At 63.2% G+C, this 22,350-nt stretch carries 20 protein-coding genes; 15 read left to right on the forward strand and 5 right to left on the reverse strand.

The features are described 5' to 3' along the window. The first annotated feature begins 89 nt into the window (after window positions 1-89). The 6 genes from AC0ZT5_RS11015 (at window position 90) to AC0ZT5_RS11040 (ending at window position 6,172) form a co-directional block, all read left to right on the forward strand. The gene (locus tag AC0ZT5_RS11015; RefSeq protein ID WP_488496478.1) at window positions 90-1,328 is read left to right on the forward strand and encodes an extracellular solute-binding protein; all 1,239 of its coding nucleotides are present in this window, start codon (window positions 90-92) and stop codon (window positions 1,326-1,328) included. Between the two features lie 82 nt (window positions 1,329-1,410). Then, a complete protein-coding gene (locus AC0ZT5_RS11020) occupies window positions 1,411-2,295 on the forward strand; it encodes a carbohydrate ABC transporter permease (RefSeq protein ID WP_488496479.1) in 885 nt (294 codons plus the stop codon). After that, the gene (locus AC0ZT5_RS11025; RefSeq protein ID WP_095089248.1) at window positions 2,295-3,140 is read left to right on the forward strand and encodes a carbohydrate ABC transporter permease; all 846 of its coding nucleotides are present in this window, start codon (window positions 2,295-2,297) and stop codon (window positions 3,138-3,140) included. The genes AC0ZT5_RS11020 and AC0ZT5_RS11025 overlap by 1 nt, the downstream gene beginning before the upstream one ends. Then, entirely contained in the window at window positions 3,137-4,159 is a 1,023-nt protein-coding gene (locus AC0ZT5_RS11030; protein ID WP_488496480.1) for an SIS domain-containing protein, read from the forward strand. Before AC0ZT5_RS11025 ends, AC0ZT5_RS11030 begins: the two co-directional genes overlap by 4 nt. Next, window positions 4,159-5,097: a PfkB family carbohydrate kinase gene (locus AC0ZT5_RS11035; protein ID WP_488496481.1), complete on the forward strand. Its 939-nt coding sequence runs from the start codon at window positions 4,159-4,161 to the stop codon at window positions 5,095-5,097. The genes AC0ZT5_RS11030 and AC0ZT5_RS11035 overlap by 1 nt, the downstream gene beginning before the upstream one ends. Further along, window positions 5,084-6,172 carry an ABC transporter ATP-binding protein gene (locus AC0ZT5_RS11040; RefSeq protein ID WP_488496482.1) on the forward strand — a complete coding sequence of 363 codons (1,089 nt, stop codon included), beginning with the start codon at window positions 5,084-5,086 and terminating at the stop codon, window positions 6,170-6,172. Before AC0ZT5_RS11035 ends, AC0ZT5_RS11040 begins: the two co-directional genes overlap by 14 nt. Here the strand turns inward: AC0ZT5_RS11040 and AC0ZT5_RS11045 are convergent. Then, complete coding sequence (locus AC0ZT5_RS11045) at window positions 6,163-6,729, reverse strand: TetR/AcrR family transcriptional regulator (RefSeq protein WP_488496483.1); 567 nt, start codon at window positions 6,727-6,729, stop codon at window positions 6,163-6,165. The two genes, AC0ZT5_RS11040 and AC0ZT5_RS11045, sit on opposite strands and share 10 nt — an antisense overlap. Window positions 6,730-6,874: 145 nt before the next feature. Here AC0ZT5_RS11045 and AC0ZT5_RS11050 point away from each other — a divergent pair, with 145 nt between their 5' ends. Continuing rightward, entirely contained in the window at window positions 6,875-8,227 is a 1,353-nt protein-coding gene (locus tag AC0ZT5_RS11050) for an efflux RND transporter periplasmic adaptor subunit (RefSeq protein WP_488496484.1), read from the forward strand. Continuing rightward, window positions 8,224-11,307, forward strand: a complete 3,084-nt coding sequence (locus AC0ZT5_RS11055; RefSeq protein ID WP_488496485.1) for an efflux RND transporter permease subunit — start codon at window positions 8,224-8,226, stop codon at window positions 11,305-11,307. Before AC0ZT5_RS11050 ends, AC0ZT5_RS11055 begins: the two co-directional genes overlap by 4 nt. A gap of 204 nt (window positions 11,308-11,511) precedes the next feature. On the opposite strand, the gene AC0ZT5_RS11060 is transcribed toward AC0ZT5_RS11055, so the two are convergent. Further along, window positions 11,512-11,973 carry a L,D-transpeptidase gene (locus tag AC0ZT5_RS11060; protein WP_488496486.1) on the reverse strand — a complete coding sequence of 154 codons (462 nt, stop codon included), beginning with the start codon at window positions 11,971-11,973 and terminating at the stop codon, window positions 11,512-11,514. A 245-nt stretch (window positions 11,974-12,218) separates the two neighbouring features. Here AC0ZT5_RS11060 and AC0ZT5_RS11065 point away from each other — a divergent pair, with 245 nt between their 5' ends. Both AC0ZT5_RS11065 and AC0ZT5_RS11070 read left to right on the forward strand, forming a co-directional pair. Further along, window positions 12,219-12,659 (forward strand): hypothetical protein, encoded by a 441-nt coding sequence (locus tag AC0ZT5_RS11065; RefSeq protein WP_488496487.1) that lies wholly within the window; start codon window positions 12,219-12,221, stop codon window positions 12,657-12,659. A 32-nt stretch (window positions 12,660-12,691) separates the two neighbouring features. After that, window positions 12,692-12,859 (forward strand): hypothetical protein, encoded by a 168-nt coding sequence (locus AC0ZT5_RS11070; RefSeq protein WP_478351034.1) that lies wholly within the window; start codon window positions 12,692-12,694, stop codon window positions 12,857-12,859. Between the two features lie 70 nt (window positions 12,860-12,929). On the opposite strand, the gene AC0ZT5_RS11075 is transcribed toward AC0ZT5_RS11070, so the two are convergent. Further along, window positions 12,930-13,616 carry a winged helix-turn-helix domain-containing protein gene (locus tag AC0ZT5_RS11075; RefSeq protein ID WP_457151571.1) on the reverse strand — a complete coding sequence of 229 codons (687 nt, stop codon included), beginning with the start codon at window positions 13,614-13,616 and terminating at the stop codon, window positions 12,930-12,932. A gap of 45 nt (window positions 13,617-13,661) precedes the next feature. Between AC0ZT5_RS11075 and AC0ZT5_RS11080 the strand changes: the two genes are divergently transcribed. Then, entirely contained in the window at window positions 13,662-14,435 is a 774-nt protein-coding gene (locus AC0ZT5_RS11080) for a response regulator (protein WP_488496488.1), read from the forward strand. Between the two features lie 76 nt (window positions 14,436-14,511). Then, window positions 14,512-16,599 (forward strand): PAS domain S-box protein, encoded by a 2,088-nt coding sequence (locus tag AC0ZT5_RS11085; RefSeq protein WP_488496489.1) that lies wholly within the window; start codon window positions 14,512-14,514, stop codon window positions 16,597-16,599. A gap of 124 nt (window positions 16,600-16,723) precedes the next feature. On the opposite strand, the gene AC0ZT5_RS11090 is transcribed toward AC0ZT5_RS11085, so the two are convergent. Further along, window positions 16,724-17,134: a hypothetical protein gene (locus AC0ZT5_RS11090; protein ID WP_477285160.1), complete on the reverse strand. Its 411-nt coding sequence runs from the start codon at window positions 17,132-17,134 to the stop codon at window positions 16,724-16,726. Window positions 17,135-17,631: 497 nt separating this feature from the next. Between AC0ZT5_RS11090 and AC0ZT5_RS11095 the strand changes: the two genes are divergently transcribed. Then, entirely contained in the window at window positions 17,632-18,834 is a 1,203-nt protein-coding gene (locus tag AC0ZT5_RS11095; protein ID WP_488496490.1) for an aromatic ring-hydroxylating oxygenase subunit alpha, read from the forward strand. A gap of 51 nt (window positions 18,835-18,885) precedes the next feature. Here AC0ZT5_RS11095 and AC0ZT5_RS11100 read toward each other — a convergent pair whose 3' ends face one another. Then, complete coding sequence (locus AC0ZT5_RS11100) at window positions 18,886-20,304, reverse strand: aminotransferase (RefSeq protein ID WP_488496491.1); 1,419 nt, start codon at window positions 20,302-20,304, stop codon at window positions 18,886-18,888. A gap of 271 nt (window positions 20,305-20,575) precedes the next feature. On the opposite strand from AC0ZT5_RS11100, the gene AC0ZT5_RS11105 reads away from it, so the two are divergent. Together AC0ZT5_RS11105 and AC0ZT5_RS11110 are read left to right on the forward strand one after the other, a co-directional pair. Continuing rightward, window positions 20,576-21,493 (forward strand): ABC transporter permease, encoded by a 918-nt coding sequence (locus tag AC0ZT5_RS11105; protein ID WP_095089267.1) that lies wholly within the window; start codon window positions 20,576-20,578, stop codon window positions 21,491-21,493. Next, entirely contained in the window at window positions 21,490-22,314 is an 825-nt protein-coding gene (locus tag AC0ZT5_RS11110) for an ABC transporter permease (protein WP_488496492.1), read from the forward strand. The genes AC0ZT5_RS11105 and AC0ZT5_RS11110 overlap by 4 nt, the downstream gene beginning before the upstream one ends. Window positions 22,315-22,350: the final 36 nt, after the last annotated feature.

The following is a 22,350-nucleotide window of genomic DNA, read 5'->3' on the forward strand; positions in this document are numbered from 1 at the left end:
GGTCGGGGGACCATTGGGTCACGTGACATCAATCCGGGAAGGCAACGCATATATCGCCCGCCCGCCAACATCGGAAATGGGAGAAGAAGATGCTGAAATCGATCGGTAAGACACTCTTGGGCGCAGTCTTTGTCGGAGGATTGCTCGTTCCCCATGCTTTCGCCGAAACGTCCATCAATGCGCTTTTCATGGCGCAGGCCGCCTACAGCGAGGCTGACGTGCGCGCCATGACGGACGCCTTCACCAAGGCCAATCCCGACATCAAGGTCAATCTCGAATTCGTCCCCTATGAGGGCCTGCACGACAAGACCGTGCTCGCGCAGGGCTCGGGCGGTGGCTACGATGTCGTGCTGTTCGACGTCATCTGGCCGGCCGAATACGCCACCAACAAGGTGCTGGTCGATGAGTCGTCGAAGATCACCGGCGACATGAAGAAGGGCGTGCTGCCCGGCGCCTGGACCACGGTGCTGTACGAAGGCAAGTACTACGGCATGCCGTGGATCCTCGACACCAAATACCTGTTCTACAACAAGGAGATCCTGGAGAAGGCCGGCATCAAGGCGCCGCCGAAGACCTGGGAAGAACTCGGCGAACAGGCCAAGATCATCAAGGACAAGGGCCTGCTGAAGACGCCGATCGCCTGGAGCTGGTCGCAGGCCGAGGCCGCGATTTGCGACTATGCCACGCTGGTCAGCGCCTATGGCGGCGACTTCCTCAAGGACGGCAAGCCGGACTTCCAGAATGGCCCCGGCGTCGCGGCGTTGAAATACATGGTCGACAGCTACAAGTCGGGCCTCACCAATCCCAATTCCAAGGAATTCCTGGAAGAGGACGTGCGCAAGGTCTTCGAAAACGGTGACGCCGCCTTCGCGCTGAACTGGACCTACATGTACAACATGGCCAACGATCCGAAGGACAGCAAGGTCGCGGGCAAAGTCGGCGTTGTGCCGGCGCCAGGTGTCAGTGGCACCAGCGAGGTGTCGGCCGTCAACGGCTCGATGGGCCTTGGCGTCACAGCGGTCTCCAAGCATCCGGACGAAGCTTGGAAATACATTGAATTCATGACCTCGCAGGCGACGCAAAACCAGTATGCCAAGCTCTCGCTGCCGATCTGGGCGTCGTCCTATGACGACCCGGCGGTGACCAAGGGCCAGGAAGAGCTAATCGCCGCCGCCAAGCTCGGCCTGGCTGCGATGTATCCGCGCCCGACCACGCCGAAGTACCAGGAGCTGTCGACCGCCTTGCAGCAGGCGATCCAGGAATCGCTTCTCGGCCAGTCTTCACCGGAAGACGCCTTGAAGACCGCCGCGCAAAACAGCGGCCTCTGACCACTGTTGTCGTTCAACATGGGCGGCCTTGTGCCGCCCATGTTATGTCCAGATCAAAGATGAACGAAGAAAGGCTGCTCCGATGTCGGGCACCTGGATGACAACCCGTGCATGGCTGTTGATGCTGCCGCTGCTCGTGGTCATGGTCGCCGTCATCGGCTGGCCGCTGGCCGATACCGTCGGGCTTTCCTTTACCGACGCCAAGCTTGTCGGCACGGGCGGCAATTTCGTCGGCTTCGACAATTATGCGAACATGCTGTCCAGCTCGAATTTTTCGCGCACGCTGGTCACCACGACACTCTTCGCAGTGATTTCGGTCGCCGCCGAAATGGTGATCGGCGTTCTCGCAGCACTGCTGCTCAATCAGCAGTTTCATGGCCGCGCCATCCTGCGCGCCTTGATGATCCTGCCCTGGGCGCTGCCGACCGTGGTCAACGCCACGCTATGGCGGCTGATCTACAATCCCGAATATGGCGCGCTGAACGCTGCCCTCACACAATTGCACCTCATCGATGCCTACCGTTCCTGGCTCGGCGAGCCGGGCACCGCCCTGGCGGCGCTGATCGTCGCCGACTGCTGGAAGAACTTTCCGCTGGTGGCGCTGATCGCGCTGGCCGCGCTGCAGGCGGTGCCGCGCGACATCACCGCCGCCTCGCTCGTCGACGGCGCCGGGGCTTTCAACCGCTTCCGCTTCGTCATCCTGCCCTATCTCGCCGGTCCGCTGATGGTGGCGCTGGTGCTGCGCACCATCGAGGCTTTCAAGGTCTTCGACATCATCTGGGTAATGACCCGCGGCGGCCCTGCCAACAGCACGCGCACGCTGTCGATCCTTGTCTACCAGGAGGCTTTCTCCTTCCAGCGCGCCGGCTCCGGCGCGTCGCTGGCGCTGATCGTCACCTTGCTCGTCACCGTGCTGGCCGTCGCCTATGCGGCGCTGGTGCGCAAGACCGCCGGGAGTGCCGCCTGATGGAACGTCAGAGCCCTGCCTTCACCATCTTCATCCACGCCTGCGCGTTGCTGCTGGCCGCCGTCATCCTGGCGCCCCTCGCCTGGCTGTTCATCATGAGCATCTCGCCAGCCGCCGACCTTGCCGCCAAGCCGCTACGCTGGTGGCCGCAAAGTGCCGACTTCTCGCGCTACGGACAATTGCTGTCGACCGCGGAAAACAGCGCCGGCGCTGCCTTCACCTCATCGCTGCGCAACAGCCTCGAGATTGCCGGCATGGCGACCATCGCTGCGCTCGCGCTGGCTATCCCAGCCGGCTGGGCCGTCTCGCGCACGCCGTCGATCGGCTGGTCGCTGTCGATGGTCATCGCCACCTACATGCTACCGCCGGTGGCGCTTGCCGTGCCGCTCTATATGGGCCTGTCGTATCTCGGCCTGCTCAACAATGTTTTCGGCCTGGCGCTGGTCTACCTGACCATCCTGGCGCCGTTCACCACCTGGCTGATGAAGTCGGGTTTCGATTCGATCCCGCGCGAAATCGAGGCGGCGGCAATGATCGACGGGGCCGGCCTGTTCCAGACGCTGCGCATCATCACGCTGCCGCTGGCCGCACCTGTAATGGCGACATCGGCGCTGTTTGCCGTGCTGCTTGCCTGGGACGAATTCTTCTATGCGCTGCTGTTCACCTCGGACCAGCGCGCCAAGACCTTGACCGTCGCCATCGCCGATTTGGCCGGCGGCCGTGTTTCCGACTACGGATTGATCGCCACTGCCGGCGTGCTGGCAGCCTTGCCGCCGGTGCTGATCGGCCTGGTCATGCAGCGGGCGCTGATTTCGGGCCTGACCAGCGGCGGTGTGAAAGGATGACGATGACCCCTGGCAAGAGCCGCCCCGCCGGGCTCATGGCGATCGACCGCGAAATGGCGCGCCAGCATGCCGATGCGATCGCGTCGTTCGAACGCAACGAGGCCATGGCGGCAAAGGTCGCCGCCTCGATCCGGCGGAGCGGGCGCGTTTTACTGCTCGGCATGGGCGGCTCGCATGCCGTCGGCCGCGCCGTCGAGCCGTACTACCGCGCGCTTGGCATCGATGCGCTGGCACTGCCGCTTTCCGAACAGCTCGGCCAGCCACTGCCGCTGGCCGGCAGGACGGTGCTTGTCACCTCGCAGTCCGGTGAGAGCGCCGAGGTCGTCAGATGGTTCTCCGAGATCGGCAGCACTGCCGACGTTTTCGGCCTGACGCTCGAAGGCGCCTCGTTCCTCGCTCGCACCGTGCCATGCCTGGTCGGCGCCGGCGGCACCGAACTGGCCTTCGCCGCGACCCGCAGCCTCACCGTGACCTTCGCCATGCATCTGGCGATCCTTGCCGCACTCGGCGAGGACCCGAGTACCGCGCTTGGCGCCCTGGATCAGCCACTAGACAACGACATCGCACAGGCGCTCGCAGCACTGGCTGGGGTGACGGCCATCGTCACCTCGGGCCGCCGGCTGCAAGGTCTTGCCGAAGCGCTGGCACTCGGCCTTACCGAACTGTCGCGCCTGCCGTGCTTTTCGCTCGAGGGCGGCCAGTTGCGTCATGGGCCGATGGAAATGCTCGGCCCGCACATCGGCGTCATCCTGTTTCGCGGCAACGACCCGACATCGGATCTGGTGACCGCCATGGCCATGTCCGTGGTCGAGGCCGGCGCACCGCTCGTCGTCTTCGATTCGTCCGGGCAAACGCCTGTCGCAGGTGCCGCGACGCTTTCCTTCAAGCCGGCCTCCGGCCTCGCCGCGATCTTCGCCATGCTGCCTCCAGCGCAGCGCCTGATGATCGCTTTCGCCGATGCCCGCATCGACAATGCCGGCATGCCGGTTCGCTCCACCAAGATCACCAGGAGCGAGTGATGCGTCCGCTTGCAGTGATCGGCAATGTCAATGTCGACCTGATTGTCGGCCCGGTAGCACCGTGGCCTGTCGCCGGAACGGAGACCGTCGTCGACCACGACGAATTGCGCGTCGGCGGCCAGGCCGGCAACAGCGCGCTGGCCTGGCAGGCACTGGGCGTCGATTTCGCCGTTGCCGCCAACGTCGGCGACGACCAGTTCGGCCGCTGGCTTCGCGAGGCCTTCGGTCGCCGCGCCGAGAAATGGCCGGTCCGTCCTGAAGGCACGACGCTGTCCGTCGGCATGACCCACCCGGACGGTGAGCGGACCTTCTTCACCACACGCGGACATCTGCCGCGCTTCAGCCTCGCCGACGTGCTCGCCGTCCTCGACGGCAGGGCGCTCTCGGGCGGCTACGCGCTGTTGTGCGGCTCCTTCCTGACCGACGATCTCACGCGCCACTACGACGCGTTTTTCGACTGGGCGGACAGCCACGGCATTGCCGTTACGCTCGATACCGGCTGGCCGATCGACGGCTGGACCGAGGCCAATTGCACAGCCACCCGAGCATGGCTGTCGCGCTGCGAGCTGGCGCTGTTCAACGAGGTCGAGACCGTGACACTGGCCGGAATGCAGAGCCCTGTGGAGGCGGCGCGCGCGATCCGGTCGAGCATGAGGAAAGGCGCGACCTTCGTCGTCAAGCGCGGCCCTCTGGGCGCCATCGCCATCGGCCCGGACGGCGCACTTGTCGAAGCCGCCGCACCCGACGTCCGGGTCGTCGACACGATCGGCGCCGGCGACGTCTTCAACGCCGCATTCCTCGCCGCACTGGCGCAGGAGCAACCGCTATCGGCCTGTCTCTCCGCCGCGACGCATGTGGCGTCGCGCGCGATTTCCACCTTGCCCCGCAACTATGGTGGGCCGATGCAGTTCAGGGAATCCACACATGAGCGCGCTTGAAATCCGCGACATCCGCAAGAGCTACGGCAGTGTCGAGACGCTGAAAGGCATCGACATCGCCCTGCAGAGCGGCGAATTCCTGGTGCTGCTCGGCTCGTCGGGCTGCGGAAAATCGACGCTGCTCAACATCATCGCCGGGCTGGCCGAGGCGACCAGCGGCGACGTGCTGATCGGCGGCCGCTCGATCCTTGGCGTTCACCCCAAGAACCGCGATATCGCCATGGTCTTCCAGTCCTATGCGCTCTATCCGAACCTCACCGTACACCGTAACATCGGCTTCGGATTGGAGATGCGCGGGGTTGCCGCCGACGAGCGCGACAGGGCGGTGCACGAAGCGGCGAAATTGCTGCAGATCGAGACCCTGCTTGACCGCAAGCCGAGCCAGCTTTCCGGCGGCCAGCGCCAACGCGTCGCCATTGGCAGGGCGCTGGTGCGCAAGCCGCAGGTCTTCCTGTTCGACGAGCCGCTGTCCAATCTCGACGCCAAGCTGCGTCTGGAAATGCGCACCGAACTGAAGCGGCTGCACCAGATGCTGCAGACCACGATCGTCTACGTCACCCACGACCAGATCGAGGCGATGACGTTGGCGACCCGCATCGCGGTGATGCGCGACGGCCGGATCGAGCAGCTCGGCACGCCGGAAGAGATCTACGACCAGCCGGCGACACTCTATGTCGCGGGCTTTGTCGGCGCGCCGTCGATGAACATGCTGCAAGCGGTCGTCGCCGACGGAAAGCTGGCCATTGCCGATACCGAGGTGCGCATATCCGTGCCTGCGGGCTATCGAAACTCGGCTCGCGACGGCGCACGGGTCGTCGTCGGCATCAGGCCCGAAGCGCTTCGCGTGGCGACCAGTGCTGCGACGGACTTGTCGTTGCCCGTGGAGATCGAGGTCGTCGAACTGACCGGACCCGAACTGGTCACCACGGCCCGCATCGGTGCACAGCGGCTGACGGCTTGCCTGCCGCCACGGACCCGGCTTGCCAAGGGCCAGACATGCAGCTTCGCCTTCGACGAGACAGCGTTTCGCTTGTTTGACCCGGCAACCGGCAAGGCCTTCCTGGATCAGCCCTGATCGATGTCCTCGCGGGTCTGAGGCGATCCCGCAATCTCAAGCAGGGACGCCACCAGCAACTGCCGCTCGTCTTTCGAAAGGACATCCGCATCGAAGAGGCTCATGCTGCGCAGCCCTTCTATGGCCAGGTAGCAGACCAGCAGCGACTTCAGATCCGGCGTCTCGCCCTTCAGCCGCTCGAAAAGCTGCCGCTTGAACGTCTTTATCGGCGTCATGAAGTCGGGATCCTCGGCGATCGCCGAAAAGATCCAGGATGCCGATGGCTGCTTCTCCTCGCAATCGTTTGCTGACAGCGTGATGTAGACGGCGAGTGGGTTTTTGCCTGTGTCGGCGCTGTTGGCGGTTTCGAGCGCCTGCCCGAAGTCACGCAAATAGCCTTCGACCAGTCCCTGCATCAACTTGGCCTTGGTCGGGAAATTGTAGAGCAACCCGCCTTTCGATACGCCGGCGCGGCTGGCGACCGCTTCCAGCGACAGGCTACCGGGCCCGGATTCTCGTGCGACATCGGCCGCCGCAGCAAGAATTTTCTCGCGCGAGTTCGATCTTGGAGCTTTCATGGCCCCTCCCATCGCAAGCTTAGGCCCGATTGACAAGACCGTCCAGACGGTACAGTAAGACCGCCGTTATTTGAAATCGGGACCCGCAGTCGATATGTGTCCCGATGTCCGCGCTTCGCGCCGGATTTCGGCTGAGGGGACTTCCTTGTTCAAGCGCATCCTTCGTATCGTCATCATCGCCCTTGTTCTGCTCATCCTCTTCGTCGTGGTCGGCGGCATTGTCGGCTTCAACTTCCTGCGCGACAACGGCATCAAGCAGTATTTCGCAACGATGAAGCCGCCGGCGGCGACCGTATCGACGACCATCGCCAAGCCGTCGACCTGGACGCCGGGCGTCGAGGCGATCGGTACGGTCAGGGCTGTGCGCGGTGTCGATCTGACGGTTGAAACCACCGGCATCGTCAAGGAGATCCTGTTTCACGCCAACCAGAAGGTTGCGGAAGGCGCGGTCCTGCTGCAACTCGACGGTGCGGTCGAGCGCGCCGATCTGGAAGCGACGAAGGCGCAAGTCGCGGTCGTCCAGATGGCGCTGACGCGCGCCATTGAACTGCAGAGGCGTGGCGTCAATGCGGACGCTACGCTCGACACGGCGCGGGCAACCGCATCGGCAACCGCCGCGCAAGTGAACAAACTGCAGGCGGTGCTCGACCAAAAGCAGCTGACGGCGCCTTTCAGCGGCACGGTCGGCATTCCGAGAATCGACCTCGGCCAGTACCTGGCGCCTGGCACCGTAGTGGTGACGTTGCAGGATCTGGACACGATGCGGGTCGATTTCTCGGTTCCCGAACAACAGCTCCCGCTGCTCAAGATCGGCCAGACGGTGCGGCTGGGCATCGGCGGCGGCGAGATGCCCTATGCGGGTACCATTCGCGGCATCGACCCGAAAATCGACCCGTCCAGCCGGTTGGTGAATATCAGGGCGGAAGTCGCCAATCCTGAAGGCAAGCTGACCCCTGGCCAGTTCGTGCAGGTCCGTGTCGAACTGCCCGAAGAGCAGAATGTACTGGCGCTGCCGCAGACGGCGCTGACCACCAGTCTCTATGGCGACTATATATTCGTCGTGCAGCCGGCGAAGCCCGCCGAAGCGCCCCCCACGCAGGCAGCCAACCCGGAGGAAAAGCCCGCCGCGTCGGCAACCGACAAACCGGCGGACGCCCAGCCCGCAGACAAAAAGCCGGCAGATACCAAGCCGGCCGATGCGATGAAGCCGGCGGCTGATGCAACCAAGCCGGCTGTCGATGCGGCAAAGCCAGCGGACAAGGCTGCCGATCCGGCCAAGCCGGCGGCGGAAGCCGACAAGCCCGCGCTGGTGCTGTCGCAGGTCTTCGTCAAGCCCGGCCGCCGCAACGAGGGCATGGTCGAGATCGTCGAGGGGTTGAAGGCTGGCGATGAGGTCGTCACCGCCGGTCAGAACCGGCTCTTCAACGGCATGTCCGTCGCCGTCGACAACACCATCGACCCGACCAAATCGGCGAACAAGCAGGCCGACGATCAATGAGCTTTTCCGATCTCTTCATTCGCCGGCCTGTCCTTTCGACAGTCCTCGCCTGCATGATCCTGCTGCTGGGTTTCCAGGGCATCTTCAACCTGTCGATCCGGCAATATCCGAAGGTTGACGAGACGGCGATCACCATCACGACGGCCTATCCGGGCGCCAGCGCCGACCTGATCCAGGGCTTCATTTCCGCCCCGATCGCCCGCGCCGTCGCCTCGACCGAAAACATCGACTACGTCACCTCGTCGAGCCGTCCGTCCTCCAGCACCGTGACGGTGCAGATGAAGCTTGGCTCCAATCCCGACGTCGCGCTGACCGAAGTGCTGTCCAAGGTCCAGGGCGTGCGCGGCACCTTGCCGGACGCCTCCAAGGATCCCGTCATCGTCAAGGGCACCGGCCAGCAGTTCGCGATGATGTACATCTCGATGCAGAATCCGAACATGACGAAGGAGCAGCTGACGGAGTATATCGAGCGCGTCATCCGGCCACGCATGTCGACGGTCGAAGGCGTCGCCGACGTGCAGATCTTCGGCGCCCAGGAATACTCGATGCGCGTCTGGATCGACCCGGTCAAGCTTGCCGCGCGCGGCGTGACGGCCTCTGAGGTTCTGGAGGCGATCAACAATTCCAACTTCCTGTCGGCGCCGGGCAATACGCAGAACGAGTATGTCGTCTCGTCGATCACCGTGCGCTCGACGCTGCAGACGCCGGAAGCGTTCGCTGCGCTGCCGCTGCGCTCGACCGACGGCAATGTGGTGCGGCTGCGCGACGTGGCTCGCGTCGAACTCGGCGCCGAGAATACCGACACCAGGGTCAGCTTCAACGGCAAGCCCGGCACCTTCCTCGCCATCTTCCCGACGCCGGCGGCCAACCCTCTGACCACGGCGGCAGCGCTCACCAAGCTCGTGCCGCAGATTCAGGAAACACTGCCGAAGGGCATGACGATCGAGGTCGTCTACGATGCGACCGGGCAGATCAGTGCCTCGATCGACGAGGTGTTCAAGACCATCGCCGAAGCGGTTGCCATCGTCGTCGTCGTCATCCTTTTGTTCCTTGGCTCTTTCCGTTCGGTGATGATGCCGATCGTCACCATCCCGCTGTCGCTGATCGGCGTCTGCTTCCTTTTGTTTGCGGTGGGCTATTCGATCAACCTTCTCTCCCTGCTGGCCATGGTGCTGGCAATCGGCCTCGTCGTCGATGACGCCATCGTGGTGGTCGAAAACATCCACCGCCACATGGAAGAAGATCACATGTCGCCGATGCAGGCGGCATTCAGCGGCATGCGCGAAATCGCCTCGGCCATTGTCGCCATGACGATGACGTTGGCCGCCGTGTTCGCGCCGCTGGCCTTCACCGGCGGCCTGACCGGCGCACTGTTCCGCGAATTCGCGGTCACCCTCGCCGGCTCGGTGGTGCTGTCAGGTGTCATCGCCATCACCATCACCCCGATGATGTCGGCGCGCCTCTTGAAGTCCGGCACACCGGGCCGTTTCCAGCGCATTGTCGACGGCACTTTCGCGCGGGTCGAGCACGTCTACGAGAGGGCCGTCACCGGTTCGCTGAACTATCGCCCGCTGACGCTGATCATCGTGCTGGCGCTTGTCGGCGTCACCGGCTTCATGTTCACCAAGACCTCAAGCGAACTGGCGCCGGAAGAGGACCAGGGCTTTCTGCTCTCGATTGTGACAGCGCCACGCTATGCGACGTCCGACTACACCGAGACATACGTCAACCAGATGCTCGGCCTGGTGAGGGATATTCCCGAGACGCGGGCGCAGTTCTCCGCCGTCGCCTTCGGCGGTGAGACAAACAGCGCCTTCGTCGGCTTTGCCTTCAAGGACTGGGCTGAACGCAAGCGCAATTCCAAGGAATTGCAGGCCGACATTACGGCCCGTCTCGCCAAGGTGGCGGGTGTCCAGGCGTTCGTCTTTGCGCCACCGACGCTGCCGGGCTCCGGCGGCGGCCTGCCCATCGCCATGGTGGTGCGATCGACCGGCGATTCCTCGGAAGTGTACGATGTGGCGGAGAAGATCAAGAACAAGGCGCAGGCCTCCGGCCGCTTCATCGTCGTGCAGAATTCGATGGCCTATGACGCGCCGCAGGTGACGGTGACCATCGATCGCGACCGCGCCGCGGCCCTCAACCTGCCGATCGCCGATATTGGCCGGACACTGACGCTGCTGGTCGGCGGCGCCGAAGTGGCGCAATTCGATCGCGACTCCAACAGCTACGACATCATCCCGCAGGTGCCGCAGGAATTCCGCGACAACCCCGAAAAGCTCGGCGAGTACTTCGTGCGCAGCGTGACGGGCGAGATGGTGCCGCTGTCGGCCGTGGTGAAGATCTCCAACAATGCCGCGCCGGCGGCCATCGAGCAGTTCAACCAGCTGAATTCAGCGACGATTTCCGCGCTTCCGCTGCCCGGCGTCACCACCGGCGACGGGCTGAAGGCACTGGAGGACATCGCCAGGGAGAACCTGCCCGATAGCTTCTTCATCGATTACTCCGGCCAGTCCAGGCAGGAGAAGGAACAGGGCAACACCATCCTGATCGCCTTTGCGGCGGCCGTCATCGTCATCTATCTGGTGCTGGCGGCGCAGTTCGAAAGCTTCCGCGACCCGCTGATCATCATGATGGCGGTGCCGCTGTCGATCTTCGGCGCCATCGTGCCGCTCAATTTGGGTCTCGGCACGCTCAACATCTATACGCAGGTCGGCCTGATCACGCTGATCGGTCTGATCACCAAGCACGGCATCCTTCTGGTCGAGTTCGCCAACCAGCAGCGTGAAATCCATGGCATGCGCCGGCGCGACGCCATCATCGCCTCGGCCAAGGTCCGCCTGCGCCCGATCCTGATGACGACGGCGGCGATGGCGCTTGGTGTGGTACCGCTGATCACATCCAGCGGTGCGGGCGCCGCGGCGCGCTATTCGATGGGCCTGGTCATCTTCACCGGCATCCTGGTCGGCACCATGTTCACGCTCTTCGTCGTGCCCATGTTCTACACCTTCATCGCCAGCAAGGACCTGCCGCATCTGGCCGAGAAGCCGGATCCCAAGCTGATGCCGGCACTGCCGAACTAAGACAATTCCAAGAAATGTGTGCAGCGGTTTTCGTCCTGAATTGCGCAAAAACAGGATGACAAACAAAAGAGGCCGGAAGATTCCGGCCTCTTTTGTTTGGCTGGGCTCGATACCGCCGGTAAGCTGTATTCAATACCGCGACAAGCTTTCCTGCGGGAGCCTTGAACGAGGACGCGGCGGTTGGCCTGCCCGTTCCACAGCCTGCTACTTGACGATGACGATGCTGGTGTTGGTCGGCCCGAACATTTCAACAAGCTGATAGAAATCGGCGGCGTTGTCGGGATGCAGCCGCACGCAGCCATGCGAAGCCGGCTGGCCGAGACGCTTGATCGCGTTGGTGGCATGCACCGCATAGCCGCCGCTGAAGAAGACCGAGTGCGGCATCGGCGCGTTGTCGTACTTCTTCGAATACCACATCTCATGCATGCGCGTTGGCTTGAACGAGCCGGTCGGCGTCACATGGGCTCCGTCGCCGGTGGAAACCTTCCAGGCGAAGGCCGGCCGGCCGTCGACCGAGACTTCCATGACCTGCTGTGAAAGCGAAACGCGGGCCACGATCTTGTTGGCGGCGTGCGCTGCACCCGAGTCGGCGCCGAACAGCAGTGCCGCACCGGTCAGGGCGGCGGCGGCGACGTTGATGAGCTTGGCGGAAATGGCGGTGTGCATGATGGTATCCCCTCTCTTTGCCGGGCTTGGCCGGCTCCAATTCGATGGCTGCTTATCCCAACGCCATGTTTCGGGGAGATTTCGTGAAATGCTCGTTTGTGTTTCGAATCTGTTTCCTCTGGTTAACAAGAAACGCCGCTGACGCAGCCGAGAATGGGGGACAGACACTGCTTGCTGACAGGGCTCAGATCACAAACATGGGTATTTGCCTCTAAACGAAGGTGCGAATTTCTGTATATGAAACAATGATCTTCGATCTCGAAACCAAGCGGCAACAAAGCGCGACTCCAAGCGGCATGATCCGGATACGGGCCGCAAGCAAAGTTGACGTAACGAAAACAGCCGGTACGAAAATGGAAACGAAATCGAACGCACTGTCCTGGGTTCTCAGGATCAGCATCGCGGCAGTGGTCATCGGCGGCGTCGGCACGGTTGCCGGCAACTCGCTGACAAATCTCGGCGCGATGACGTCAGGCGAGATTTCGACCCTGCATGCCGCACTGTTTTTTGCCACGGTCTGGATTGTTTCCAGCCTGCGCATCGTTCGGCTCAAGGCCCTCTGGCGGGTCGGTCTTAAGCTGACGGGAATGCGCGGCCCCTCCGGCAACTTGCTGCCGAGAGGACCGAAGGCCCGCGCCGCAGCGGGGGGCTCCGTGAGCGGCGCGGGCACTTCGGGAGTATCCTGAAGTGACCTGCACACATATGGGGAACTGATACGATGAACACGAAATTCGCCGCTTCGGTGCTTTCTGCACTGCTTTACGCGCAGGGCCTGCTGGGCTTTGCCGCCGTTGCCACTGTGCTGCTCAGGGACCGCGCCCATGCGAGCGAGCTCACAATGGGCAATGACATCCCATCGGGTCCCTCGCTGCTGGTGGTGCGCTGAGCGTCAGGAGCATCGGACCCAGGTGGAAACTCCGATGCTCGAACGAAGAGATGGTGTCAGTGCCCAGCCGTCAGTCGACGAATTGCTGCGGCGGATCGAACCGATAGCCGGCGCCGCGAATGGTGGTGATGGTGTCGGTGTCGAGCTTGCGGCGCAGCCGCACGATGCGCGAATCGATCGAGCGATCGAAGGCGTCGGCGTTTTCGGCAGGTGCCGCGGCAATGATATCGTCACGCGTCAGCACCTTGCGCGGACTGGCCAGGAACAGCCTGAGCAGCGCCACCTGACCGGGCGAAAGCTGCTCTTCCGTGCCGGACCGATGCATGACCATGGCCGATCTCAGATCGACGGTCGCGTTCTCCAACACGATCAGTTCCTGCGTGCCCCTGCCGCGTCGCGAAAGCAGGCCTCCGACACGGGCGGCGAGTTCCCTGACATTGAGTGGGCTCTCGACGACGTCGGCCGCACCAAGCTCGAGCGCCAGCACCTTGTCGACGAGATCTGCCGGCCGGCAGATCAGGATGAAATCCGGTCCGCCCTCGCCACCATGGCGCTTGAGCAGATCCCGCCCTTCCGCCTGGCTGACGCTGTCGCCGATGACGACGACGTCGATGCCCTTTCCCGACAGCAGCGACTCAGCCTCCCATGGCTGCCGCGCCTGATGCACATCGTGGCCACGACGCTCGAGATGGTCGGCGAGTTCGGTCGCGACCACTTCGGCGACCGAAACGAGCGCAATGACGGATCGTGCGGCCATATTTTCCAACCGTTCCCTGGCAACTAGATATGAGTGCTGGACATCATGTTTATACCCAATCTACTTTCCACTGAAAGTGGGAGCGAGAGCATCGTGCGGGCAAGAATTGTCATCGTCGAGGATGAGCCCGACCTGAGGGACGCGGTCGCCGAATATCTCGGCGCCGCCGGCTATGACGTGGCCACCGCTGAAAGTGCGGCCGCCGCGCGCAGCCTTGTTGAAACGCAGTCGTTCCATCTCGCCATCCTCGACATCGCCATGCCGGGCGAGGATGGCCTCTCGCTCGGTCGCTGGCTGCGTTCGCGGCTGCCGATCGGTATCATCTACGCGACCGCCGCCGGCACCGCGCTCGACCGCATCGTCGGGCTGGAACTCGGCGCCGACGACTATATCGTCAAGCCCTACGAATTGCGCGAAGTGCTGGCAAGGGTCCGTAGCGTGCTGCGCCGGGTTCCTCAGCCGCAGGAGCTTCAGAGCAAGAAGGCCGCGACGGATCGCCGTTCCGTTGCCTTTGGCCCTTTCCAGGCCGATCTCGACGGCAGGCTGGTCACCGGGGCCAATGGCTCGGTGATCGACATGGCCAAGAGCGAGTTCGACGTGCTGGAGGTTTTCCTGACCCGCGCCAACCGGCTGCTGACCCGCGCCGCGATCTCCGAGGCGATCGGCTTCACCGAAGACCCGGACTCGTCGCGCGCGGTCGACATCCGCATCATGCGGCTGCGCAAGAAGATCGAGACGGATCCGGCCAATCCGAAATTTCTGCGCACGGTGCGCGGCGAAGGCTATATCTTCTCACTGCCGACCGGCGACGGCAACTGAGCACCCGAGCCCAAAGGGGGGTCAGGCTCGCAGCCGTCGCTCGCCGATCGAACTGGCCCTGGAATGACGGCAGAAGATGACCGCTGAAACAGCAAACACGGATATGCAAGGGTTCAGGCAGGGCGCGGCGATGGCGGCCGTGCGCGTCGTTCGCCGGCTGCGCGAGGCCGGCGACTGGCAGCGCGAGATGGAGGGCATCCTGGAAACGCTCTGCCGGGCCATAGAATGCCAGCGCGGCATCCTGTTTCGCTTGCGCGAGCTGCCCGGCCAGGGCTTCGCCCAGTCGGTCGCCGCCTACTGGATCGACCCCGACTTCGGCGGAGAACTGGCATCGCCAACCGTCATCATGCAGTCGGTCGTCAATTCGGATCCGCTGCTGGAGCGGGTGGCCGAGGATGAACGGCAAGGCAAGATCTTCGCCGGTCACACGCGCGATCTCGAAGGCTTCCTGAGAACCGACTTCGAAAAGCAGAACATCAAGTCGTTCCTGTCGGTGTCGGTCTTCGCGCATGGCCATCTGTGGGGCACGCTGGCGGTCAATGACTGCGTCGACGAGCGCGACTGGACCGACGAGGAGGAGGCGACGCTGCACATTATCGCGCTCGCCATTGGCGACGCCATCGAACGATCGCCCTCCGACGCCCATGCCAGCGAGGTCATTCGCCGCACCATGCTGCAGGCCTCGCTCGACGCCATCATCGTCATCGACGAGGCCGGATCGATCATCGAATTCAACCCGGCCGCCGAAAAGATGTTCGGCTTCCAGCGCAGCGACATCCTCGGCAAGGACCTGCTCGACACCGTCGTGCCCGAATACTACCGCAAGGGCTATTCTTCGGGCGCCGACTATATGTCCGGCCGCGGCGCGCCTATGGTTGGCCAGCGGCTAGAGACGGTGACGCAGAATGCGGCCGGCGAGGTGTTTCCGATCGAGTTGACGGCGACCGAGATGCGGGTCGCCGATCGCCGCCTGATCTTCGGTTCGATCCGCGATTTGCGCGACAGGCTACGCGCCGAGGAGGAGATCGGTCGCCAGCGCGAGAAGCTACACCAGAACGAGAAGATGGCGGCGATGGGTTCGTTGCTGGCCGGCGTCTCTCACGAACTCAACAACCCGCTGGCCGTGGTGGTGGCGCAATCGACGCTGCTGCACGAATTCGCCTCCGATCCGCAGACCAAGGTGCGCGCCGAGAAAGTGCGTGCCGCCGCCGAGCGTTGCGGCCGCATCGTCAAGAGCTTCCTGTCGATGGTCCGCCTTCACCCCGCCGCCCAAGCCGAGACCGATCTCAACCAGGTGATCCGCGCGGCCCTCGAGGTGACCGCCTATGGCGCGCGGTCGAGCGGCATCATCATCGACACCGATTTCGCCGCCGGCCCGCTGCTGGCCATGGCCGACGCCGACCACGTGACGCAGGTGGCGGCCAACTTCCTCATCAACAGCCAGCATGCATTGGCCGGCATTGCCGGCGACCGGCTGATCAAGGTGCGGACGTTCCGCGGCGACCGGGGCAACCCCGGCTTCTCGGTCGAGGACAATGGGCCCGGCGTGCCGGAAGCGATCCGCGGCCGCATCTTCGAATCCTATTTTACCACCAAGCCGGTCGGCGTCGGCACCGGCATCGGCCTGTCGATCTCGAAATCGATCATCGAGCGGCACAATGGCAATGTCTGGTTCGAGGAAGTTGTACCGAGGGGAGCACGCTTCGTGGTCCAGCTGCCGGCCATTGCGGCCGGCGCCGCCAGCGCCGGCGAGAACCAGCCGCGCTCGAGCGGCTTGCGTCATGCCTTGATCATCGACGACGAGCCGGATGTCGCCGGCTCGCTCTCCGACATCCTCGAATTGATGGGCATCAAGTCGCGGATTGCACCTGTCTGGGAATCAGGCACCGTCACCTTGGGCGGCCACATGCCGCCCGATATCGTCTTTTCGGACCTGCGAATGCCCGGTATCAGTGGCATATCGATCTATCGCGAGCTGCTTGTCGAAAGGCCCGACCTGGCGCAGCGTTTCGTGCTGGTCACCGGCGACCTGATCGGCGCGAAAGCCGAAATCGAGGCCTTGCCGGCGCAGCAGCGGCCGCAGATCCTGGAAAAGCCGTTCAGCACTTTGGATGTACGCAGCGTGCTGTCCGCCATTGCCGAACAGGCGGCATTGAAAGGATAAAAAGAGGCCCCCAGCCGGGCTCGTGGCAGGGGGCCGAAGAAGAGCGCGCTGGAGGGAGCGCTCGGGGGAGGTCAGAGCTGATCCCAAAGAGGGAACCGGTTTCAGGATCAGGCTTTGACAAAGATCAGAAAACGTTCGGCGTGCTGGTCAGCGGCGCAGCATTGGCGATCATGCGGATCGCGCGGATCTTGTGCGCACCTGACTGCTCGGCGATGGCGCGCAGGCAATCCATGCTCTCGGCGCCCCAGGCCTGCCCCTTGCAGGCGAAGTCGATCGTCGGCATCGGAAGACGCGCGGTCCTGGTCGTCGTCTGCGCGCCGTCGACAAGGTTGGCTGGCGGATTCAACGAAGCGAAGGCCGGCCCGACTGTCGGTGCGAACGCCATGCCGACGAAGGCGCAAGCAGCCAGCAGAATGAACATCGCCATGGGATGGTCGCTGGCCTGCTGGCGCAGCGCCAGTTTCGGACGGCGGTCATCGCGCTCTGGAGCCTGGAGGAGGTGCTCGCCACGGGTCGTGTTGATTTTCGCATACATCGCCGTTCCCTTCGCTGAGTTTCTTTTTGGTGATGAAACGAACTTAGCCGCACTGTGTAACCGGGCTAGGGTGGCGCAAGTCTGACAATGTAACCGCCCTGAAACAGTATTTCGGGCAGAATCGGGCAAAACCGGTCACAGCGTTTCGCACATCCTCTCGAAAAATGAGTCTTCGCCCGATTCCGGCCCTGATTGCTCTGGCCAAGCGCCGCCGCAGCGCGGCCCAAACGGACGACCGGCAGGCCCGTTCCGGCCCCTGCAAGGTGCTTTGTCCGCCGCTCCGTCCGCCTCGCAAAGTCGTGCCGGGACAGTGTCCCTGAAAACGTGACTAACACGCGGATTCTCCGGGATTTTCCGGGCCGACAGCCGCGCGGATTCTGGCTCCAGACGGCATCGGAATTCCATTCCGGAAACCTTCCGATTTTCACAAGCCATTGCATTTCAATGAAAAATATGATTTTATTGAATGAGTATTCAATAAAAAGAAGAGACGTTTTATGAACCCGCACCTCCGCGACGTGGCGATCCCCAACGATTGGGACCGGCGGGGACTACCGGGCTGGAGTTACCATTCCGATGCCCTTCTCGAACTCGAGAAGGAGCACGTCTTCCGCAACCACTGGCAGATCGTCGGTCATGTCTCGGACATCCCGAATGCCGGCGACTACCTGACCATGGACGTGGTCGGCGAACGCGCCTTGATCGTGCGCGGCAAGGATGGCGTCGTGCGCGGCTTCAACAACATGTGCCGCCACCGTGGCAGCCGCGTCGTCGCCGACAGCCAGGGCAATTGCAAGAACGCGCTGGTGTGCCCGTTCCATGGCTGGGTCTACAATCTCGACGGGACGCTGCGCGGCGCCGCGCGCCCGCGCTCCTTCCCCGATCTCGACAAGACCGAATTCGGCTTGATGCCGCTCGACCTGGAAGTCTGGATGGGTTTCATCTTCATCCGCTTCCGCAATGGCGGGCCGCAGCCTTCGGTCGCCGAGCTGATGAAGCCGATCGAGCCCGAATTCGCGCATTACAACGCCGCCGATATGGTGCCCTCCTGGGGCATCTGGACCCAGAAGACGCCGGTCAACTGGAAGTCGGTGCGCGATGTCGACAATGAGGGCTATCACGTCGCCATGGCGCATCCAGCACTTCAGGATCTCTATGGCGCCACCTATTTCGATGAGCCGTTCATCAACGGCGTGTCACGCTCCTTCGCCACCTACAACCCGCATGCCGGCCGCCGCTGGAGCGTCAAGAACTATGTCAAGATCGCGCCCGAGCCGACGCATCTGCCCGACTATCTAAAGAAGGCCTGGGTCTATTACGGCATCTTCCCCAATACGGTCATTTCGGTGATGCCGGAATCGGTGCAGTTCTATGAGGAGTTCCCGCTGTCAACCGGGCAAACCCTGCTGCGCGGCGCCATCTACCGCTACCGCGACGAGAGCCGCGAGCAGGCCGCCGCCCGCTACCTCTCCTTCCGCATCGATCGCGACACCATGTCGGAGGACGTCCAGCTTTCGGTATGGTCGAACGAATCCATGCAGTCCGAGGCCTTCGAGGGCTTTTATCTCTCCGACCTCGAATATGGCGTGCGCACCCATCACGATCACCTGCGCAAGATGCTGCCTGTGCTGGGCCTGGAAACCGCGCCCGAGGAGAAGGACATGTGGAATCTGAACGACGCGCTCAGGTCGCGGTCTTAAGGGCAGACGGCGATCAGAGGCCCTCTCCATGCTACGGGGAGAAGGGAGAATTCACCCCCGCCACACGCCTTCTTTCGTCAGATCGTCCATCGTGCGCGAAATGCCCTCGCGCAAGATGCCGACCATGTCGTCGATCTGCTCACACGTGATGACCAGCGGCGGCGACATCACGCACATGTTGATCAGCGGACGGACCAGCAGGCCGAGTTCATGGCAATGGGCATCGATGCGCTTGCCGACATTCTTGTCGAGCTGCAGCGGGTCCTTGCTTTCGCGGTCGGCCACGCATTCGACGCAGCCCATCAGCCCCAGGCCACGCACCTCGCCGACCAGCGGCAGCTCTTCCAGTGTCTTCAGCTGCGCCTGGAAATAGGGCGCGACGTCCTGTGTATGGGCAAGCACGCCCTCCTCCAGCAGATCGAGGTTTTTCAGCGCCACGGCGCAGCCGATGGGATGGCTGGTATAAGTCAAGCCGTGGCCGAAGATCGCGTCGGGATGATTCGACCGGCGCAATTCTTCCAGCAGCCGCTCCGAGATGATGACACCGCCGAGCGGGAAATAGCCCGAGGTGACGCCCTTGGCGAAGGTGATCATGTCGGGATCGATGCCGAACATGTCGCCCGAGGCAAAGACATGGCCAAGCCGGCCGAAGGCAGTCACCACCTCGTCGGAGACATAAAGGATGTCGTTGTCGCGGCAGATCTCGCGGATGCGCTTGAGGTAGCCGTCGGGCGGCACGATGACGCCGCCGGACGCCTGCACCGGCTCGCCGACGAAGGCGCCGATCTTCTCAGCGCCGACTCGGGCGACCGTGTCGCGGAACTGATCGACCAGGAAATCGGTGAAAGCGGCAAGGCTCATCCCGTGCGGGCGGCGGAACGGATCGGGCGAAGACAGCTTGATCACCAGCTCGTCGGCGCCGTCCATCCAGTCGTGGTCGCGCGGTCGGCCATTGAGCGAGGCCGACAGATAGGTCGAGCCGTGATAGGCGCCGCCCCGGCTCAGGATCAGCTTCTTTTCCGGCCGGCCGCGCACATTGTTGTAGAACTGCATGAAGCGCAGCGCCGTCTCGACGGCCGAAGAGCCGCCGGTGGTGCAGAAGACGTGGCTGAGATCGCCTGGCGCATGGCCGGCGATGCGCTTGGCAAGTTCCGCCGACGGCGTGTTCATCGTGTACCACGGCGTGTTGTAGGACAGCGCCATCGCCTGGTCGTACATCACCCTGGCGAGTTCCTCGCGGCGGTGGCCGACATTGACGCACCACATGCCCGCAGGCCCGTCGATCAGCCGCTTGCCGGTGCTGTCGGTGATGTAGATGCCGTCGCCTTCGCCGATCAGCGTGCGCGCTTCGGCACCGACCGAACCGGCATAAGGCCAGGGCTGGATGAGATGGCGCTTGGCCAGTTCGACGGCATCGTCATCGCCGACATCAGCCGTATCGCTCGCCCTCAAATCTCTCACAGCAGCCACAATAGCCTCCACATCATCTCGTCCAATTTTTCTCGGGCATGAAATTCAGCGTCAAATGCCGGAAATGGCGGCTTTCTTCACCTCATTTTGAATGTCCGTTCAATCAATATTACAGAAATAGCGCTTGATTTCAATCCGCCGATGCGCGCATGATCAAAGAAAGCCGGCAAGCCAAAACAAAATTGGGAACAGGCGCCGGCGCCAGCACAATGGGATGCCGTATGGCGGGACAGTCCAGGCCAGCAACCGAGATCACACCCGGAGCCCTGCAATGACGGCGGCGGCGGAAGGGTCGCCCCCGTGGCGCATGACGCGGGCCAGACGAAATGCCCTTCTGCAATCCGAACCCGTACAGGGGCTTGCTCTTATCAGCCCAACCTTTCTCTACGCGCTCATCCTTCTTGTCCTGCCGATCCTGGTGGTCATTGCGCACTCCTTCTGGACGCAGAACTACCTGACCATCGACCGCACTTTCACGCTGGAAAACTACCGCATCGCGCTGACCGAGCCGATCTACCGCGATCTGTTGTGGCGCTCTCTCTACATCTCGCTGACGGTCAGCCTGTTCACCGTCATTCTGGCTTACCCGATCGCCTACTTCATTTCGTTCCACGGCGGTCGCCACAAGAGCCTGTGGCTATTCCTCATCACCATCCCGTTCTGGACCAGCTATCTCCTGCGCGTCATGTCGTGGAAGGTCATCCTCGGCTACAACGGCGTCCTGAATTCCGGCTTGATGGGTCTCGGTATCATCGACGAACCGTCTACCGCCCTGCTCTACAACTCAAGCGCCGTCATCATCACGCTCACCCATGCCTGGGCGGCCTTCGCAATCCTGCCGATCTTTGTCTCGCTGGAAAAGGTCGACCGAACGCTGGTCGAAGCAGCCACCGATCTCGGCGACGGTCCACTGCGCTCATTCTTGCGCGTGACCTTGCCGCTGTCGGCGCCAGGCGTGATTTCTGCAGCCTTGATCGTCATGATCCCGACCGTCGGCGACTATGTCACGCCGAAGCTGGTCGGTGGCAAGGACGGCGTCATGATCGCCAATGCCATCCAGGCGCAGTTCGGCAAGGCCTCGAACTGGCCGCTGGGCGCGGCCCTGTCCGTCACCACCATGCTGATCGTGACGCTGATGGCGGGCGCCACTGTGCTCATCATCCGCGCACTGCAGAGGCTGGCACGATGAGGGCGGTGCGGCGTTTCCTGTCAGGCGGCTGGCTGCCGGCCTACGCGTTCCTCTACGTCGTGTTTCTCTACCTGCCGGTCATCTTCCTGCCGATCTTCTCGATCAACACGGCGGCGACACCGAAGTTCCCGCTCTCCGGCTTCACCTTGCATTGGTACGAGGACCTGCCCCGCACCCCGGCTTTGCTCGACGCCGCCTGGAACAGCCTGATCGTCGGCGTGTCGGCCGCGATCCTCTCCACCGTGCTTGGCATCCTCGCCGCCCGTTCGATCACCCGCTACCGCTATCCCGGCCGCCGCACCATCAACGGCCTGATCATGGCGCCGCTGGTTCTGCCCGAAGTCATCGTCGCCATCTCGATGCTGCTGGTGATGCTGCAGCTCGGCTTGAGCCTGTCGCTGTTCACGGTCGTGCTTGGCCATGTCCTGGTCTGCATCCCTTATTCGATGACGGTGCTGACCTCCGGCTTCGAGGGCTTCGACCGCAGCCTGGAGGAAGCCTCCGCCGATCTCGGCGAAAGCGCCTTCGGCACGTTCCGGCGGGTGACGCTGCCGATGGTGGCGCCGGCCATTATCTCCAGCCTGCTGGTCTGCTTCACCATTTCGCTGGATGAGTTCATCATCGCCTTCTTCCTCACCGGCACAGAGGCGACACTGCCGATCTACATCTGGGGCCAGTTGCGTTTCGCGGCGAAATTGCCCGGCGTGCTGGCGCTGGGCACGCTGTTGCTGGTTGCCTCCTTCCTGCTGATGACAATTGCCGAAATCCTGCGTCGCCGCGCCGCCAGACGCACCCAGAACGAGGGAGGCCTCTATGCCTGAGCAGCCGCAAGTCGAGCGTTCCCAGTCCGATAGGCC

Source organism: Mesorhizobium sp. CNPSo 4670 (assembly GCF_057784235.1).

Excerpts from the sequence above, each read along its gene's own strand:
- AC0ZT5_RS11090 (WP_477285160.1), bottom strand. The coding sequence starts at position 17,134 with ATGTATGCGAAAATCAACACGACCCGTGGCGAGCACCTCCTCCAGGCT.
- AC0ZT5_RS11045 (WP_488496483.1), bottom strand. The coding sequence starts at position 6,729 with ATGAAAGCTCCAAGATCGAACTCGCGCGAGAAAATTCTTGCTGCGGCG.
- AC0ZT5_RS11085 (WP_488496489.1), top strand. The coding sequence starts at position 14,512 with ATGACCGCTGAAACAGCAAACACGGATATGCAAGGGTTCAGGCAGGGC.
- AC0ZT5_RS11075 (WP_457151571.1), bottom strand. The coding sequence starts at position 13,616 with ATGGCCGCACGATCCGTCATTGCGCTCGTTTCGGTCGCCGAAGTGGTC.
- AC0ZT5_RS11055 (WP_488496485.1), top strand. The coding sequence starts at position 8,224 with ATGAGCTTTTCCGATCTCTTCATTCGCCGGCCTGTCCTTTCGACAGTC.
- AC0ZT5_RS11065 (WP_488496487.1), top strand. The coding sequence starts at position 12,219 with ATGATCTTCGATCTCGAAACCAAGCGGCAACAAAGCGCGACTCCAAGC.
- AC0ZT5_RS11020 (WP_488496479.1), top strand. The coding sequence starts at position 1,411 with ATGTCGGGCACCTGGATGACAACCCGTGCATGGCTGTTGATGCTGCCG.
- AC0ZT5_RS11025 (WP_095089248.1), top strand. The coding sequence starts at position 2,295 with ATGGAACGTCAGAGCCCTGCCTTCACCATCTTCATCCACGCCTGCGCG.
- AC0ZT5_RS11040 (WP_488496482.1), top strand. The coding sequence starts at position 5,084 with ATGAGCGCGCTTGAAATCCGCGACATCCGCAAGAGCTACGGCAGTGTC.
- AC0ZT5_RS11015 (WP_488496478.1), top strand. The coding sequence starts at position 90 with ATGCTGAAATCGATCGGTAAGACACTCTTGGGCGCAGTCTTTGTCGGA.
- AC0ZT5_RS11035 (WP_488496481.1), top strand. The coding sequence starts at position 4,159 with ATGCGTCCGCTTGCAGTGATCGGCAATGTCAATGTCGACCTGATTGTC.
- AC0ZT5_RS11070 (WP_478351034.1), top strand. The coding sequence starts at position 12,692 with ATGAACACGAAATTCGCCGCTTCGGTGCTTTCTGCACTGCTTTACGCG.
- AC0ZT5_RS11105 (WP_095089267.1), top strand. The coding sequence starts at position 20,576 with ATGACGGCGGCGGCGGAAGGGTCGCCCCCGTGGCGCATGACGCGGGCC.
- AC0ZT5_RS11110 (WP_488496492.1), top strand. The coding sequence starts at position 21,490 with ATGAGGGCGGTGCGGCGTTTCCTGTCAGGCGGCTGGCTGCCGGCCTAC.
- AC0ZT5_RS11080 (WP_488496488.1), top strand. The coding sequence starts at position 13,662 with ATGTTTATACCCAATCTACTTTCCACTGAAAGTGGGAGCGAGAGCATC.
- AC0ZT5_RS11060 (WP_488496486.1), bottom strand. The coding sequence starts at position 11,973 with ATGCACACCGCCATTTCCGCCAAGCTCATCAACGTCGCCGCCGCCGCC.
- AC0ZT5_RS11030 (WP_488496480.1), top strand. The coding sequence starts at position 3,137 with ATGACGATGACCCCTGGCAAGAGCCGCCCCGCCGGGCTCATGGCGATC.
- AC0ZT5_RS11095 (WP_488496490.1), top strand. The coding sequence starts at position 17,632 with ATGAACCCGCACCTCCGCGACGTGGCGATCCCCAACGATTGGGACCGG.